The organism is Nannocystis pusilla (assembly GCF_020073745.1).
In the GTDB taxonomy this organism is placed as follows: Bacteria; Myxococcota_A; Polyangia; order Nannocystales; family Nannocystaceae; genus Nannocystis; species Nannocystis radixulma.
The window spans coordinates 137,715-154,744 of sequence record NZ_JAIRAU010000044.1; the positions used below are offsets into that span (position 1 = coordinate 137,715).

A 17,030-nucleotide genomic window follows, 5' to 3' on the forward strand; every position below is an offset into this window, starting at 1 on the left:
GTGTCGGGTGATTCACCAGCGCGGGTGGCCGCCGCCCTGGACGATGTCGACGGATTCGACGGTGAGCTCGCGCAGGGGGTTCTGCGCGCAGTCGAGGAGCCGCGCCTGCCAGGTCGTCTCGGCCGCCTGCGGGTCGGACCGGACGAGCAAGATGCAGGCGCCGTCGGCCTGCTCGGCGAATCGCACCGCCATCGACGGCTGAAATCCGTAGGCGTCATTGACGTCGCCGGCCGAATACTCCAGGTCCCAGTATTTGTCGACGTCGATGGCGATGCCGTCGACCTCGCCCTCGGCCAGGACCGTGAAGCCGAGCTGGTGCCGCGAGACGGCGGGGCGCGTGTGGAACGAGACGGCCCCCTCGGCGAGGGTGACGTCGACGCGATCGACGTCGAGGTCGTCGCGCTCGCACGGGGCGGCGCGGACGCGCAGCGGCGGATCGTCGGCGGCGACGCCGGGGACCGAGGCGAGCACGCGCAGCCGGCCCTCGCGGTCGAGGAGGGGCAGCGGTGATAGATCGAACTCGGTGGTGTCGGTGGGGTAGGCGACCTGAAGATGCAGGCGCCGGCCCCACGGCTCGGCGGCGGGATCGTCGGTGTAGGCCGCGAGCTCCCAGCCGGGTTTGTCGCCCTGGGGCAGTCCGGGGGCGCTGTCCGGCGCGAGGCTGACGGCGCCGGGGCTCTCGCCGCCGGGGACCTCGGGCCCGCCGACGCTCGACTGTAATGAATAGGGGAGCCACGCCTCGGCCTCGCCGTGAGGCCCGGACGGCAGCGCGACGTCGCCGGCGTCGAGGCGCAGGACGCCGCGGTAGTGAAAGAGCGGGGCGTCGCGAAAGGTGAACGGGGAGGGCGAGACGAGGCAGAGCTCGAAGCCCTCGGGGACCCGCAGCACCCGTTCGTCGAGCGGCGTGGTCGTGTCGTCGACGCAGGCCGCGGCGCCGCTCACGAGGGCGAGCGCGAGGGTCGTGCGGGGCGAATAAGAACAAGGCATGATCACACGACACGGTACCCGCGCGGAGGCGTCTGCGTCGAGCGCGGCGCACCCGTGAGGTCGCTCCGCGTGAGCTCAGCCGAGGGCCGGGCGACAGCGGGGGCGCGACCGCGGACGCGGGTCGCGGCTGCCGCGCGTGAATCCATGGTCGCCGCAGTGTGTCGATCGTTCGACCGCGTCCGCGGCCGGCGGGAGGCGGTGGCGACAGTGGCCGGCAAAGCTGCTATCCCCCGCGCCATGAAGGAGTTCACCGACAGGGTCGCAGCGATCACGGGCGCCGGCTCGGGCATGGGCCGGACACTGGCGCTGGCGCTGGCGCGGCGCGGCTGTCACCTCGCGCTGTCCGACATCGACGAGCGCGGGCTGGCCGAGACCGCGGCGCAGCTGCAAGGCGCCCGCGTCAAGGTGACGACCCAGCGCGTCGACGTGGCCGACCGCGAGGCGGTGTACGCATGGGCCGATCAGGTCGTCCGTGACCACGGCAAGGCCAACCTGATCTTCAACAACGCGGGGGTCGGCCTCGGCGCCACGGTCGAGGGCATGCGCCAGGAAGACTTCGAGTGGCTGATGAACATCAACTTCTGGGGCGTGGTCCACGGCACGCGCGCGTTCCTGCCGCACCTCAAGGCCTCGGGCGAGGGCCACGTCGTCAATACGTCGTCGGTGTTCGGGCTCATCGGCGTGCCGTCGCAGTCGGCCTACAACGCCGCCAAATTCGCCGTCCGCGGCTTCACCGAGTCGCTGCGCCAGGAGCTCGACATCCTCCGCTGCGGCGTCTCGGCCACCAGCGTGCACCCCGGCGGGATCAAGACCAACATCGCCCGCTCCGGGCGCATCGACCCGAGCATCGCCTCGCTCGGCGCCGACCCGAACAGCGCCAACCTCAAGTTCGAGAAGAACTTCATCACCTCCGCGGAGGCCGCCGCCGAGGCGATCCTCCGCGGGGTGGCGAAGAACAAGCGCCGCGTGCTCGTCGGCCCCGACGCGCTCGTGATCGACTTCATGGCGCGGCTCTTGCCGTCGCTCTACCAGCGGCTGACCGTGGCGGTCGCGCGCAAGAACATCTGAGCCGCTCCGGCCGCGGCGTGGCGTCGCCGCGGCCCGCCCACCCCGTCACTGCGGGGTGATGATCACGTCGTTGATGAGCCGCACGTTCATGCCGGCGGGGTAGCCGTACGAGACGTTCTGCGTGATCGGCGTGGTATTCGGCGAACCCCAGCCCCAGATCCACATGCCGAAGCGACCGGCGCTCGAGATCTCGCGGCGACCGGTGGTGCAGCCGCCGACCGGCTGGAAGTTGCCGGTGCTGAGGTCGACGCGCGTCCACTCGTAGTCGCCGACGCCCTGCCAGCCGCCGACGACGCCGGCGCAGTCGAGCGTGACGTCCTCGAACACGTCGTCCTCCGTCTTGGTGCGCACGAGCACGAGGTTGGTCTCGGGGTAGGTCGGGTCGGTGAAGAACACGTAGCGCGGCAAGTACTGGTCGACCGGGACGCTGATGACGTAGTCCGAGTCGCCGCGGCCGCTGAGGTTCGGCATCCAGGTCGAGCCGCTCATGTACGTGAACAGGAAGAACGGGTGGTCGTCGTCCTGGCTGCTGACGACGAACGGGGTGCTGGTGATGAACTCGACCTTGTCGCCGCGGCTGAGCGTCGCCGGGCCGCCGACGTCGGTGCTCCACGTCAGCTCGGTGCCGTCGACGGCGCCGACGACCCGCCAGATCGCCGGCTCGTTGACGCGCGGGCGGTACATGACGCCGACGTACTCGCTGCCGAGCGCGCGGATCGGCGGGATCATCTGCTCGGCGTGATCGGAGTAGGCGGTGCCGACCGGGGCCTGCATGCCGGTGTGCCCGCCCATCAATCCGATCGGCTTGTCGGACTGGATCACGCTGCCGGTGAGCTCGGCGGTCTGGGTCAGCTGCGCGTGCTGGCCGGCGTCGAGCTTGAACTCGACGGGCACGCCGGCGGGGCTGCCCGGGATCCCGCCGCCGCCCGCCAGCGCGACGACCGGCTCGATCTTGACGGTGGTGTCGTCGTGGTGGGCGATGATGTTGGCCGAGGGCTGGCCGATCGAGGCCGGCAGCGAATTGATGACGACGTAATTGGTGTCCCACGCGCTGGTCGGCAGCAGCAGCGAGGCGCCGGTGACGGCCGCGCTGCCGCCTCCGTACGGGTTGATCTGATAGGCGACGACCGGCACGTCGGAGCTGATCCGGAAGCTGTGCCCGAGACCGGTGCCGGCGACGTCGGCGCCCTGCGGCACCGCGCTGGCCACCGGGCACGGGGCCGAGCCCTGCTGCGGGTTGCCCTGCGGACCGGCGAGGAAGAGGATCGCGACCTCGCCCGGCGCGAGGCCGGCGACGGGGTCGTAGGGGCCGTACGACAAGCCCTGGCCCATGCCGGTGGGGATCCGCGCGAAGGTGGCGATGTCGAGAGGCTGGCCCTGGCGCGTGACCGCCAGCTTGGCCGGGGTGTTCCAGGTGTTGGCCACGAACGCGGCGAAGCAGCGCGACTGCGGGCCGTCGTGGTGCTGCATGAAGGTGGCGTAGTACTCGCAACCGACCGACTGCTTGCTGTTCTCGGCCGCCTGACAGGCGTTGATGCAGCTGACGGTCTCGTCGTCGCAGCCGTCGGTGCCCTCGCACTCGAACACCAGCTCGCCCTCGCAGGTCTCGACGCCGTGCAGGTCGGGGCTGCACTTGATGCACGAGCCGCCGCTGTCGGTGTTGGTCGCGCTCGGATCGACGGCGGTGGTGCCGGTGGTGCCGCTCGTGGTGGTGTCGAGCGTGGTGGTGCCGGTGGTGCCGTCGGTGGTGCTGCTCGTGGTGGTGCCGGTGGTCGGCAGCGGGCCGGTGGGGTCGCCCTCGGTGGCCGTGCCGGTGCCGGAGGCGTCCGTGCTCGCGTTCGTGGTGCCGGTCGTCGGCGGACCGTCCGTGCCCGTCTGGCCGGTGACCGAGGTCTGGGTGCTGGTGGCGTCCGTCGCGGCGCTCGAGTCGCCCCCGCAGGCGGCGAGGGCCGCCGACAGGACGATGGGCGCGCGAGGGCAGTGCGAACGAAGCGAATCAAACGACATGCGAGCCATCCTACCAGCGACGTCGCGGTCGCTGGCGAACTGCTCGTGCGGCGCCGTCCGCGGACATCGCGAGCCGGCTCGTCAGCCGTGGCAGGCGATGAAACACACGCACCGAGCGACGGGTGCAGCGCGGATGCGGCGCGTTTTCGCCGGTGTCCGCGTGTCCGTCACGAGTCACGCGAATCGCGGCGCGCTCGCGACCATATGCACTTGAGGACAGGTTCTTCGCGCGGCCGAGCGCGAGCTCGACCGCTCACTCGGTGCGCGTGAGACCGACGGCGACGCCGTCGCGGCGAGGATCGGCGACGCCGACGAAGGTGCCGCCCTCGCGGCGGATCACGCCGACGTCGCCCACGTCCTCCGGGTCGTCGCGGAGGCCGTGGCCCCATTGCTTGAGCTTGGTGCGGACGGCCGCCGGCAGGCCGGGCTCCCAGCGCGCCTTGCGGTCACAGAGGTCGCTGAACACGCGCGGGAGGGCGACCGCCGGCTCGAGCTCGAGGCCGTACTCGAGCAGGTTGAGGAGCACCTGCGCGACGGCGGCGATGATCCGCGGGCCGCCCGGCGAGCCGAGGGCGTAGACCGGCGCGCCGTCGCGGAACACCAGGGTCGGCGACATGCTGCTGAGCGGCCGCTTGTCGGGCGCGGGCGAGTTCGGGCGGCCGGGCCGCGGGTCGAAGTCGGTCAGCTGATTGTTGAGGAAGAAGCCGTAGCCGGGGAGCATCCGACCGGTCCCGTAGTGCTGCTCGATGGAGGTGGTGAAGCTGACGAGGTTGCCCCAGCGATCGGCGACGTTGACGTGGGTGGTCTGCGGGTCGGCGCGCACGTCGTCGACGAGGTCCGCGGCCGCGGCCATCCCGCCGAGGTCGCCGGGGGGCAGCGGGCAGGTGTTGCCGTCGAGCTCGATCAGCGCCGCCCGCTTGGCGATGTACTTCGGGTCCAGCCACGCCCCGAGATCGAGGGGGACGAATTCGGGGTCGCCGAGGTAGGCGTTGCGGTCGGCGAACGCGAGCTGCATCGCCTTCATGACGAGGTGGTAACGCGCGCTCGAGCCGACGGCGTGCTTGCCGACGCCGACGGTCTCGAGTAGATCGAGGAATTGCAGCACCGTGATCCCGCCCGAGCTGGGCGGCGCGGCGGTGAAGAGCTCGTAATCGCCGTAGCGACCGGTGAGGGGCTCGTCGAAGGTGACCTCGTAGTTCTTGAGGTCGGCCAGCGTCATCTTGCCGCCGGCGGCCTTGACCTCGGCGACGAAGGCCTCGCCGATCTCGCCGCGGTAGAAGGCGTCGATGCCGTCGTCGGCGAGGGTCCTCATGGTCTCGGCGAGGTCGGGCTGGACCAGCAGGTCGCCGATCTGCAGCGGCTCGCCGTCGGGGAAGAACACGGCGCTCGCGATGGGGTTCTCGGTCAGGATGGCGCCGTGCTCGGCGAGGCTGTCGGCGAGCAGCTTGGTGACGACCACGCCGTGCTCGGCCAGCGCGATCGAGGGCTCGATGAGGGCGGCGAGCGAGCGGGTGCCGAACTCGTCGAGCGCCGCCTGCAGGCCGGCGAGCGCGCCCGGGACCCCGACCGCGACCCCGAGCGTGCGCCGCAGCTCGAACGGCACCGGCTTGCCGTCCGGCTGCAGGAACATGCCGGCCTTGGCCTTCGCGGGGGCGCGCTCGCGGCTGTCGATGACGGTGACGCTCTTCGTGTCGGCGTCGTAGATCATCATGAAGCCGCCGCCGCCGATGCCGGAGTAGCCCGGCTCGGCGACGCCGAGCGCGAACTGCATGGCGACCGCGGCGTCGACGGCGTTGCCGCCGTCGGCGAGGACCGCCGCGCCGACCCGCGCGGCGTCGTTGTTCGACGAGACGACCATCCCGTCCTCGCCGCCGACGATCGGCCCGATCGAGGTGACCATCGTCGGCTTCGCCTCGGCCGCGGCGGTCGCGGAGGCGAGGGCGAGGCAGACGGTCGACATTGTGCAGAGGAGGCGTGCGCGCATGCGGGCTCCGTTCGACGCGGCGGTCGGTGGTAGCAATGGTGATGCCGCGCCGACCGAGGCGCCGACGCGAGAGGCGCTACCATGACATGCGGCGCGGCCCCGGCAACCGGCGCGCCGAGGCGCGGCCGCCGGGTCGCCGACCGACGCATGGGGATGCGGCCATTCGCCGGCGAGCGTGCCCTGTGATGATTGGCGGCCGTCGCCGGCTCAGGCGCGGCGAGGCCGGCGGCGACGCACCGCCGCGAGGGCCAGGAGCACCAGCGGACCGCCGAGCGGCGAGCCGCTGCGGCAGCCGCAGCCGCCGTCGTCGTCCTGCTCGGGCGAGGTGTCGCCGGCGCTGGCGCTGCCCGGTTCGGTGGCGGCGCCGGTGGTGTCGTCGGTCGTCGGGGCGCTGTCGGTCGCGCTGCCCGGACTGCCGGTGGTCGGGTCGTCGGTGGCGCCGGACGTCGGCAGGTCGCCGGTGGTCGGATCGCCGCCCGTCGGGTCGCCGGTGGTGGTGTCGCCGCCGGTGGGATCGCCGGTGGTCGACGGCTCGTCGCCGCCGGTCTCGGCCGGCAGGCCGCCGTTGCAGCCGTCGCCGTCGTACTCGATCGCGCCGATGTCGGGCGTGCCGTCGTCGCGGAGGTTGCCGCAGTAGTCGTCGGTGACGTCGGGCACCGCGAGGCCGAGGTCGACGATGGCGGCGCCGTCGACGAGCGTGAAGTCCTGCGCGGCGGGGTCGACGAACCACGCGGCGAATTGCTCGAGGGTGGCCTCGACGAGGTTGTTCTGCTTGTCGGTGACGGCGCCGTCGCGGTCGCGGATCTTGCCCATCAGGAGGTTGTTGTGGACGACGCCGGTGGTCTCGGCGAAGCGCATGTCGATGCCGGCGGTGTTGTAGAGGGTGTTGTTGAGGATCTTCGAGTCGGCGCCGGCGTTGATGTAGATGCCGACGTCGGCGGGGCAGTTGAGGACGATGTTGTTGCGGACGATGCCTCGCTCGTGCTCCGGCTTGCAGGCGCCGTCCTCGCAGATCATGTCGGGCCCCGAGCCGCCGCCGCCGAGCGACAGGCCGAGCCGCACCTGGCCGCTGTGGAGCAGCTCGCAGACGACGAGGTTGCGCTCGATGAGGCCGTCCTTGGAGTGACCCTTGAGGAAGGCGGCGTAGCTGATGTTGTCGCCGCCGCCCTTGGCGTGGTCGTGGATGAAGTTGCCGCGGAGGATCCACCGCTGGCCGCCGACCACGTCGATCGGGGTGACCGGGTTGCCGGTGTCGCGCGGCGCGGGGTTGAAGAACTCGTTGTACTCGACGACGACGTCGTCGGGGTGCACGTAGCTCATGCCGGGCCCGATCGGCTCGCCGTTGCCCTTGATCATGGCGTTGAAGCCGTGCAGCCGGTTGCGGACGATGTGGGTGTTGCTGGCGTCGCCGGTGACGTGGAAGGCGTGCTCGCAGTCGCTGTCGGCGGCGCAGATGCCCTCGATGTCGAGGCCCTCGAACACCCACCAGGGGGCGCGCACGTGGAAGCCCTCGAGCGCGTCGAAGCGCAGCTTGGCGGCGCCGGGCTCGGCGGCGCGGACGGTGATCGGGGCGTCGGCGGTGCCGGGCGTCTCGCAGGCGATCTTGTTCTGGTGCACCTCGTAGTCGCCGGCGGCGAGGACGATCGTGTCGCCCGGCTGGGCGGCGGCGATGGCCTGCAAGAGCGCGTCGACGTCGGCCACCGGCACGTCGGCGGCCCGAGCGGTGGCGCCGGCGAGCGCGGTGAAGAGGAGCGATGAAACAACGAGAAGCGAGCGATGCATGGCGCGACGGTAGCACCGCGCCGGGGCGCGGTTGCGGACGCGAGCTCGTGAAATTGCTCGTCGCCCGCGGGCCCCTCGATCCGAGGAGCACCCGCGCGCGATGCACCGGCGTCCGCGTCGTGAGCGAGTGGCCGGCGCGCGCCGTTGCGGCGCGCCGACGAGCGTGGCATCCTGCCGCGATGCGCGACCTCTGCCGCTGCCTCGTCCTCGCGCTGGCGTGCGCGTGCAACCCGACCGACGACACGAAGACAGGCAGTGGGTCGAGTACGTCGGGCGGTACGAGCACGACGGACGGGACGGGCAGCGGGTCGGGGTCGGAGTCGACGGGGACGACCGCGCCCACCTCGGGCGACGATCCCGCCTGCGCCGGCGATTACCTGTGCTTCGGCGCCGACGCGGCGGATTGCGAAGACGATCGATGCTGCGTCGCCGCGTTCGGGCGCCGGTACGAGCAGGACGGCGACGCCTGGTGCCTGCACGCCGAACAGGAGTACGTCGGCTGCGCCCACAAATACAACAGCGCCCCGTGCGATCACACCGGCACGATCCAATGCGTCGACATGGACGACCATGAGTATTTCGCCGAGCTCGAGTCGGAGTGCTTCCCCCACTCGTGCCTGGTCGGCGTGCCACCAGCGGCCGATGCGGCCGTCTGCGGCGGTTGAGCGGCGCAGGTCCGCCCTTCCTCCCGCTGGGAGCACCCTCCAGGCGCGATTCTACCCCGGACTTCTGGTGTTTTCAGCCCGGCGGCACTAACCTCCTGAGCCCCGCCGGCGAGGCCGCCGCGAGGTCGGGTCATGGCGAAGCAACGCGACAGGCAAGGGCTGCGGCCGGTGCAGGACGTCGTCGGACGGCTGCGCTTCGACCCGGTGTTCGACGCGCGCCGGTTCGTGGTCGGCTACGAGGAGCGGTTCGCGGGGGTGCGCGAGGCGCCGCTGGCCGATTTCCTCGCCGGCGACAACGAGATCCCGTGGCACCGGATCTTCTTCATCAAGGCCGGCGAGCTGGTGGTGTGGGACCGGCGGGCGCGCATCGATCTGGTCTTCGGGTCAGGTGACAGCGCGGCCGCCGATCACCCGGCGATCGCCCGCGCGTGCGCGCCGGCGCCGACGGTCGCGCCGGCCCCGGCGGCGCGGCGCGGGAAGGCGCGCGCGGGGGCTGCCCCGGCGGCGTTCACGACCCGGCCGTGCTGGCGCTACGAGCCGACGCGCGGGGCGTGGCTGCCGGTCGCGGCGGCCGGGCTGGCCGAGGCGCGGGTCGAGTCGCTGCAGGTCGCGACCTACAACGTGCTGTTCGACCTCTACGAGCCCGAGCAGCTGTACAGCGAGCGGCGCACGCCGGCCTGCCTCGAGCTGCTGCGCGAGCGCGACGCCGACGTCATCGCGCTGCAAGAGGTGACGCCGACGCTGTGGGCGGCGCTGCTGGCGGCGCCGTGGGTGCAGGCGAATTACCACGTGTCCGAAGGGCCAGACGCCGAGGGGCTGGTGCCGTACGGGCAGGTGCTGCTGTCGCGCTGGCCGCTGGCGGTCGAGGTGCACGCGTTCTCGCCGCGCAAGCGGCTGGTGGTGGGCCGGCTCGCGCTCGCGGGCCGTCGCCTGGCGATCGCTGCGGTGCATTTGACGAGCAACCGCCACGACGACGCCGATCGCCGCCGGGCCGAGCAGCTCGGGGTGCTGGCCGAGCGGCTGGCTCGCGCCGACGTCGACGACGCGCTGGTCCTCGGCGACCTCAACTTCGGCGACGGCGAGGAGGACGCCCAGATGGCGCGCGCCGGCCTCGTCGACGTGTGGCGCGAGGTCCATCCGCACCACCCGGGCTTCACCTTCGACCCGGTCGCCAACCCGCTGGCGGCGCTGGCGACCCGCAGCGGCCGGGCGGCCCGCTTCGACCGCGTGCTGCTGCGCTCGCCGGCGGGGGCGCTGGCGGCCATCGACGCGACGCTGTTCGGGGACAGGCCCTTCGGGACAGGTCCCGAAGGACAGCCGATGTTCGCGTCGGACCACTTCGGCGTGTGCGCGCTGCTGCAGGTGGTCGAGGGCGCCGAGGCTGCCGCGCGGCGGGCCCGGCTGGCCGAGGCGGCGCCGGTGCACCGCAGCGCGCTGGTGGTGATCCCGCCGGAGTCGGCGTGGCCGGCGATCGAGGCGATCCGCGCCTGGCACGACCCGAGCCACGAGCGCTGGATGCCGCACATCAATTTGGTGTACGGGTTCGTGCCCGAGGCGCTGTTCGCCGACGCGGCCGCGGCGCTGGAGCCGGCGCTGCGCGGGCTGCTGCCGCTGCGCGTGCGCCTCGAGGGCCTGCGCCGCTTCGACCACCGCGGCAGCACGACGGTGTGGCTCGAGCCGATCAGCGACCCGCCCGGCGCGCTGCAGGCCCTGCAGGCGGCCGCGGCGGCGCTGTTCCCCCTGTGCGACGAGCAGTCGTCGCGCGGGCCCGGCTTCACGCCGCACCTGACGATCGCCAAGCTGAGCGGGAGCGAGGCCGAGATCGCGGCCGCGGTCGCGCGCTGGGACAAGGAGCTGGCGCCGATCTGCTTCACGGTCGAGGCGGTCCACCTGATCAGCCGCCGCGACGAGGCGCCTTTCGAGATCCGCGCGACGGTTCCGGATGTTTTCCAGGGACATGTCGTAGAGGACATGTCGGTCGTGACGCTGCCGCCGTGGGCGGTGCTGCCGTCGCCGGCGCACGCGCGGGTGGTGGCGGCGTTCGCCCGCGCGGGCGCGGCGGTGGTCGAGTCGTCGCACGTGCACGTGGTCGGATCGGCGCGGCTCGGCGTGGCCCGCCCCGACGCCGACCTCGACCTGGTGTGGGCCGGGCCCGAGGGCGTGAGGGAGGAGCTGTTCGCGGCGCTGACGCGGCGGCTGGCGGACGCGGGGGCGCTGCAGGCGGTGCGCACGGTGACGAGCGCGGGGCTACCTGTCCTGAAGTGCAGCTTCGAGGGGATCGCGGTCGACCTGCAGTACGCGGGGCTGCCGGCGTGGCTGCACGCGCGCGAGCTGGCGGCGCTGGAGCCCGAGGCGCTGGCCGGGCTCGACGAGGCCAGCCGCCGGGCCGCGCTCGGGTGCGTGGACGCCGACGCGCTGGCCCGCCTGGTCGCGGAGAAGCTCGACGTCGCGGTGTTCCGCGCGACGCTGGCCGAGGTGCGGCGGTGGGCGCGGGCGCGGCAGCTCGACGCAGGGGCGTGGGGGCTGCTCGGCGGGTACACGTGGGCGCTCGTGGTCGGCTTCACGGTGCGGGCGGCGATCGACGCGGGGGTGCCGGCCGAGCCCGCGGCGCTGTTGCGGCACTTTTTTGAAACGCTGGCCGCGCGGGCGCCGGGCGAGCCGATCGCGTTCGGGCCGCTGCCGGCGGCGAAGGGCGGGCGCAGGCCGCCGTGGCCGATCTTCACGCCGACGCCGCCGGTGTTCAACTCGGCGCGCGGGGTGACGCGCTCGACGCTGGCGCTGCTCCACGCGGAGCTGCGGCGCGGGCACGCCTGCGACGCGGCGGAGTTGATGGCGGCGGTCGATCCGGCGGCGGAGTCGCGGCGGGTCGAGCTGACGGTGCGGGCGGCGGGGCCGGAGCTGGCGATCTGCGTCGGCTGGCTCGAGGGACAGGCGGTGGGGTGGATCCTCGCGCTCGAGGGGGCGGGGGCGCGGGTGCGGCCGTACCCGCGACCGCTGCACGGCGAGGCGGGCGAGATGACGTGGGTGCTCGGGGTCGACGGGGGAGACGCGACGGGAATCGTGGCAGTCGGCGAGGCGATCGCGGGGGCGTTCGCTGGCTGGGAGGAGCGTCCGGGCGGGGCTGAATTGACGGCGCGGTTCGTCGACGGGTGAGCGCAGACAAAGGCGTGCTGCGCGAGGTGCTGCGCCTCGCCAGCGGGCTGCGCCTTTGCGCCCGGGCCGTCCGTGCGCTTCACGCGCTCGCTCACGAAGAATTTTCTTGCCCGGGCGCGTCACAACTCGGGGATGCGGTCTCCACCGCACCGACATGAACAGCACACGCTCTCGCATCACGCTCTCCGTCACCATCACCCTGCTCGCCGTGACGCAGCTCGCATCGGGCTGCATCGCGGAAGAGGAGCTCGATCTCGCCGAGCTCGACGACGCGGTCGAGTTGGAGGAGATGGAGCCGCTCGACGAGTTCGCCGCGGCTCACGAGGAGCTCGAGCCGGGCGAGGACGCCAGCCCGCGCGCCCTCTGTTTCCTCGACGCCGAGACGTTCGCCGAGGGTAACTTTTCGTGGCACCACCAGACCGACGCGTACTCCTGCGTCATCCATCAGGTCGACCTCAATCGACACACGTCGGACTACCCGGCAGGGCAGTCGGCGCTCGGCGATTTCCCGCAGTACTCCGGGGCCTTCTCGCTCAACGATCTGATCCTGTGCACCAACTCGTACATCCTGATCGAGCGCTGGCATCGGCCCAACCCCGGTTCGGCCTGGACGCAGCTCACCAACAAGACGCAGCAGGCGACGTACGCTCAGCGGCCGGACGGCAGCTACCGCTGCCGGGCCAGCTTCACGCCCGGGTTCTGCGGCAATCTCGGCCACGACCTGCAGAAGGCCCGCGTCCGCCCGGCGCCCAACGGCGACCTCGCCAATCCCAACGGCGCCACCGTGAGCCACTATTTCCGGAAGGGCGTCGACTGTTAGGCGGTGCCTGGCACCGATCGGTCCGCGACGCCCGGCGTGGGCGTCGCGTGCGGTGCGTCGACGGGTGAAGCCTGGGCTCAGCCGGGCGGGCGCGGGCACTTGCCGGTGCCGGAGGCGCGGTTGTTGTCGACCCGGCACTCGTGCCAGGCGTGCATCGGCATGGCGTCGTCGACGACGACCCACACGACCGAGCTGCCGTCGACGACCCCGGGGGGCGGGTTCGGCAGCACCAGCACGACCTCCTCGGCCTCGGCGGGGTAGAGCACCTTCGTCGTCACGCCCATGCCGAGCAGGACGCCGCCGCTGTCCGGGTCGCCCTCGTAGAAGTAGACCGGGACGCCGACCGGGACCGAGGCCTCGCCGATGTTGCGGACGCGCGCGGTGAGCCCGTAGGCCTCGGGCGCGCATTGCAGGCGCAGGTCGACGATGAGGTCGGGCGCCGCGAACTCGCCCTCGGGCTGGACGTTCTGCCGGAAGTTGTTGAGCCCGGGCACCTTCCAGTTGGCGGCCTCGATCGTCGGGGTGACGCCGCCCTCCTCGGTGTTGGTCACATGATAGGTGTGTTGATTCCACACGCGGCGGGTCCGCACCCAGGTGCCGAGGCTGTCGCCGAAGATCCGCACGCCGGTCTGCTTGGTGCCCTCGCAGGTGAGGCCGGAATAATCGTTGGAGACGGCGACGATGTCGGCGTGTCCGTCGCCGTCGACGTCGGCGACCAGCGGATACTCGACGAGCGTGCCGGTGGTGTTGCAGGTGCTCCACAGCACGGTGCCGTCGCTGCCCTTGTACACGCGCAGGGTCGTCTCGTCGGAGTAGACGACCTCGGCCGAGCCGTCGCCGTCGAAGTCGAACACCGAGGAGCCGGTGGCCGCCGACGAGCAGTCCTGGGTCTGCTTGATCCACAGGAAGGTCTCCGCGTCGGGCACGTTCGGGTCCATCAGCTTCTTGCCGTCGAACACGGCGTAGCCGACCCCGCCGGCGACGGCGACGTCGGGCGTGCCGTCGCCGTTGAAGTCGGCGATCGTCTGCGGGCCGCCGCCGTTGGTGTTGCCGGCCGACCCGACGGGGCACAGGTCCGGCGAGAGCGCGCCGTTGATGTCGATGCCGGCGCGGAGGATCTGGGCCCCGTTCGCGGCCATCGGGTCGTGGCGCCAGATGATCAAGTGGTGGGGCAGCAGGGGGCCGCCGTTGGCGATCGTGGCGACCTCGGCCTTGCCGTCGAGGTCGAGGTCGGCGACCGCGCTCCACGAGCCCTCGAGGCCGGTGGTCGCCAGCACGCCGCCGGCCGCGTTGTAGGCGCCGCGGGAATGGACGATGTCGAGCTGACCGTCGCCGTCGAGGTCGGCGGCGGTGTTGACGTAGCTGCCGGGGAGCATCGTCTCGATCGCGCCGGTCTTGCCGTCGAGGACGGCGCTCGGGGTCAGGACCTCGGGGATGCCGTCCTGATCGAGGTCGGTGATCGAGACGAACACGCCGGAGCCCTGGGCCGGCGAGGTCCACAGGACGGTGCCGTCGCCCCTGAACGCGACGATCTTGCCGGTCGTGGTGCTGGCGACGACCTCGTTGCCGGGCAGCCCGTCGATGTCCCCGCCCGCGAGCTCGCGCCCGGGGGCGATCGGGTCGACCGCGTCGAAGTAGGTCCACTTCTCGACGATCTGGCCGTCGACGATCGAGATGGCGTGGATCGTGCCATTGTTCTGGTAGTCGCCGTTGTCGAAGGTCGAGAACGCGATCTCGGGGATGTCGCGCTCGTCGACGATCAGGTCGCAGTTGTCGTCGTCGAGCTGGACGACGATCGGCGTCATCATGACGTCGCCCTTGTCCCAGTGATACTTGACGACCGGCGTGAACGCCCCGGGCGGCGGCTTGTACTCGCACTTCGACAGGCAGGTCGGCGGGTCGCCGGGGTCCTGGCCGTCCAGGCAGACCGGCGGCGACGGCAGGCACTTGCCGGTCGCCGGGGTGACGCCGCCCTGGCACATGCCGCCCATCATCTCCGGCTCGCCGAGCGAGTACTCGCAATATTCGTCGTCGGCGCACTCGCTGGCGTCGATGCAGGCGTTGCCGGGGGTGACGCAGGTGTTGAACGAGCAGAAGCCGCCCTCCGGGCAGCAGGTGTCGCCGCAGGCGCGATCTTCGGTCGGACAGCACTCGCCGCCGGTGCAGATGCCGCCATGGTCGGCGCAGTCGGCCGGACACACGGGCTCCGCGGTGGTGCTGTCGGTGCCGTCGGTGCCGCTCGGCTGCGTGGTCGTGGTCGGTTGCGAGTCGCTGGCGGTGCCGGTACCCGCGTCGCTGCCGGCCTCGGTCGACGTCGGGGTGCCGTCCGTCGCAGTGGTCGTGGGCGACGTCGAGGTGAGGCTCTCCGTGGCGGACTCGCGGGCATCGTCACCGCAGGCCGCGCCGAACGCGAGACCGCAGCACAGGAGCATTCTCGGGGTAGGCTTCATGCGCACAGGGTAACGAAGCTCGTTCGTCGCCGATAGCGGGACGAGCTCACGGCGCAATTGCCCTCGGGTCGGCGCCGAGGTCGCGATGGCCGAGATCGTTGCGATCGAGGCTGCGCGGCTGGCCGTGAGCGTCGACGACTTCGCATTTCGCCCGCGGCGACCGGGGCACAAGGTGTCGCGGCGATGCACGCTCGTGCATGTGGATAGCGACTCGCTGCGTTCGCGCAGCTCGGAGGGCCGCGAGCGCCGGCCCGACGAGGTGCAGCTCGCCCTGCGCGAACCCGCGTGCGAGCTGACCGCCCATGGCGCCGGCGACGAGGGCGCTCTGCGGCTGTCGACCCCGGCCCGTGCGGACGAGGCGCAGACCGGCGCCGTGGCGGCTGCGTGGGCCGCCGTGCGCCGGGACCACCCGGAGGTGCGCGAGCTCGCCGCGCTGGCCCGACCTGCCTGGACTCAAGTTGCACGGCGGCAGCCATGAGAGGCGGACCGCCGTCGCGGGCTTTGAGGCGAACATGGGCGCTGGCAGATGTCCGCGCCCGTACGACGGCCCGGGCTGGCCATCGTACAGGCGCTTGTTGCCTCATTCACGGCGCTCGTACCCGTGCGGCGAATGCCGGTCCGTGACGGGTACATCCTTTCGCGTCTGCGCTCGGCGACCAGATCCACCTGCTCAACGCGACACCGCCGAACGAGCACGCCCGCTTCGTCGTTCACAGGCCCGCGCCGCCACAGCCGGTCATCTCGCGGCTGCTCGACCATGTTGCCGACTGGACGGACGACGATTACGATTCCGATCCGTCGCTGTTTCATGCGCTCGCAGTGCTCGAGCCCGCGGGCCGGCGCCGCGCGCTGCTGCACGCCCGCGCGACGCTCCCGGATCAGACGCCGTCGCTGTGCGCCTCGGCGCCCGGTCGCCCGAACTTGCTGCTGTCGCACCATCAATCCGGGGTCCTGGTCACGGTCCAACGGCGCTGGCGTGAGTTCGAGGTGACGAAGACCAGCGACGAGGAGTATCGGGTGTGGAGCGAGCCGCGGCGCAAGGATTGGATGAGCTATCGCGACGAGGTGCCGTGGCACGTCGTCCCGACGGTGTGGTTGCCGGCGATCGAAGAGCCGGCCGAGCTCGTCGATCTGTGGCTCGACAATCAGGAACGCTCGGCGTGGGTGGACGAGTGGTCCTGGGACCAGTTTCCGCGACGTCAAGCGCTGCTCCAGAGCTATGCGGAGTGGCCGATCGCCCTGTTTGACCCGCAAGATTGGGAGAGGCAGGCGATCGAGGTGGCGGCCGCGACCTGGGATCAGGCTGATGCGATCCTCGCCCAGTGCTGGATGGCGTCACGTGCGGCCGTGCGGGAGCCCGTGGCCGTGCGGCTTCCTGACGGGGTGGTGTTTGTGTCGCTCGGCGCGGGAACGAGCGCCCGTATCGAGATGAGCGAGCGTCGCGGTCGCTATCACGGCGAGCCCGAGGGGGCGTGCGACGCTGGCGTTCATCAGCTCGTGGACGCACGACGAGCGGCCGCAGGCGCCGACTCGGACGCAGACCTCGACAACCGGGCTCGCCTGTCGGGGCATGATCTCGGCCCGCTGCCGGCCGTCTCCTCGTCCAGTCCGTACTTCGCCGGCGCCTTTCTCGGCGAGCGGCGAGCGCGTGCCCGAGGGCGGTCGGCATTGTGAGAAGCACACGCGCGGCTCTCCGCCGCATCTGATTCGGGCGCGGCCTCGCCCGACCGGGACGCGCTCGCGCAGCCTGAGCGCAAGCGCGCGGCTCTCGTGCTGGACGTGGTCGGCCAGCGCTGGCCGTCTTCGTCCGACGGCAAGCGGCGCAAGGGCTGTTTTTCTGGAGCTCGGGGACGGCACGCCCAGTGCAAAGGCGCCGCGTGTAATTTCGGTTCGGTTCCGTTCAGGAAAAGGCGAACTCGGCGCGCACTTCCGCGCATCTCCGAACATCGAGTAGCGATGCGCTCGATTCATACAACATCTCGTTTGGTCACTTACCATCGCGTCTAAATCGCGCTCTGAATGGCATTATCTTGAGATGGTTTGCAGTTGCGTCCTCCAATGCAGCGATCTCTGGCGCGAGCGTCCTGGCCAGGACCTCGAGCGTCTCATGACGA

The 17,030-nt window shown here is 71.8% G+C and carries 11 protein-coding genes; 6 read left to right on the forward strand and 5 right to left on the reverse strand.

The window, feature by feature from the left end:
• Window positions 1–12 precede the first annotated feature (12 nt).
• Entirely contained in the window at window positions 13–987 is a 975-nt protein-coding gene (locus K7C98_RS31960) for a hypothetical protein (protein ID WP_224195608.1), read from the reverse strand.
• Window positions 988–1,224: 237 nt separating this feature from the next.
• Between K7C98_RS31960 and K7C98_RS31965 the strand changes: the two genes are divergently transcribed.
• Entirely contained in the window at window positions 1,225–2,055 is an 831-nt protein-coding gene (locus K7C98_RS31965; protein ID WP_224195609.1) for an SDR family NAD(P)-dependent oxidoreductase, read from the forward strand.
• Window positions 2,056–2,100: 45 nt separating this feature from the next.
• On the opposite strand, the gene K7C98_RS31970 is transcribed toward K7C98_RS31965, so the two are convergent.
• From K7C98_RS31970 to K7C98_RS31980, 3 genes are all read right to left on the reverse strand, one after another.
• On the reverse strand, window positions 2,101–4,062 hold the full coding sequence (locus K7C98_RS31970) for an IgGFc-binding protein (RefSeq protein ID WP_224195610.1): 1,962 nt from the start codon (window positions 4,060–4,062) through the stop codon (window positions 2,101–2,103).
• 253 nt (window positions 4,063–4,315) lie between these two features.
• Complete coding sequence (gene ggt, locus K7C98_RS31975) at window positions 4,316–6,022, reverse strand: gamma-glutamyltransferase (protein ID WP_224195611.1); 1,707 nt, start codon at window positions 6,020–6,022, stop codon at window positions 4,316–4,318.
• A 231-nt stretch (window positions 6,023–6,253) separates the two neighbouring features.
• Window positions 6,254–7,828, reverse strand: a complete 1,575-nt coding sequence (locus K7C98_RS31980) for a right-handed parallel beta-helix repeat-containing protein (protein WP_224195612.1) — start codon at window positions 7,826–7,828, stop codon at window positions 6,254–6,256.
• A gap of 179 nt (window positions 7,829–8,007) precedes the next feature.
• Between K7C98_RS31980 and K7C98_RS31985 the strand changes: the two genes are divergently transcribed.
• From K7C98_RS31985 to K7C98_RS31995, 3 genes are all read left to right on the forward strand, one after another.
• Window positions 8,008–8,493 (forward strand): hypothetical protein, encoded by a 486-nt coding sequence (locus K7C98_RS31985; RefSeq protein ID WP_224195613.1) that lies wholly within the window; start codon window positions 8,008–8,010, stop codon window positions 8,491–8,493.
• A gap of 132 nt (window positions 8,494–8,625) precedes the next feature.
• On the forward strand, window positions 8,626–11,646 hold the full coding sequence (locus K7C98_RS31990; protein ID WP_224195614.1) for an RNA repair domain-containing protein: 3,021 nt from the start codon (window positions 8,626–8,628) through the stop codon (window positions 11,644–11,646).
• Between the two features lie 154 nt (window positions 11,647–11,800).
• Window positions 11,801–12,466 (forward strand): hypothetical protein, encoded by a 666-nt coding sequence (locus K7C98_RS31995; RefSeq protein ID WP_224195615.1) that lies wholly within the window; start codon window positions 11,801–11,803, stop codon window positions 12,464–12,466.
• Between the two features lie 77 nt (window positions 12,467–12,543).
• On the opposite strand, the gene K7C98_RS32000 is transcribed toward K7C98_RS31995, so the two are convergent.
• Window positions 12,544–14,916 carry an FG-GAP repeat domain-containing protein gene (locus K7C98_RS32000; RefSeq protein WP_224195616.1) on the reverse strand — a complete coding sequence of 791 codons (2,373 nt, stop codon included), beginning with the start codon at window positions 14,914–14,916 and terminating at the stop codon, window positions 12,544–12,546.
• An 85-nt stretch (window positions 14,917–15,001) separates the two neighbouring features.
• On the opposite strand from K7C98_RS32000, the gene K7C98_RS32005 reads away from it, so the two are divergent.
• Window positions 15,002–15,394: a hypothetical protein gene (locus K7C98_RS32005; protein ID WP_224195617.1), complete on the forward strand. Its 393-nt coding sequence runs from the start codon at window positions 15,002–15,004 to the stop codon at window positions 15,392–15,394.
• Between the two features lie 341 nt (window positions 15,395–15,735).
• The gene (locus K7C98_RS32010; protein ID WP_224195618.1) at window positions 15,736–16,590 is read left to right on the forward strand and encodes a hypothetical protein; all 855 of its coding nucleotides are present in this window, start codon (window positions 15,736–15,738) and stop codon (window positions 16,588–16,590) included.
• Window positions 16,591–17,030 lie beyond the last annotated feature (440 nt).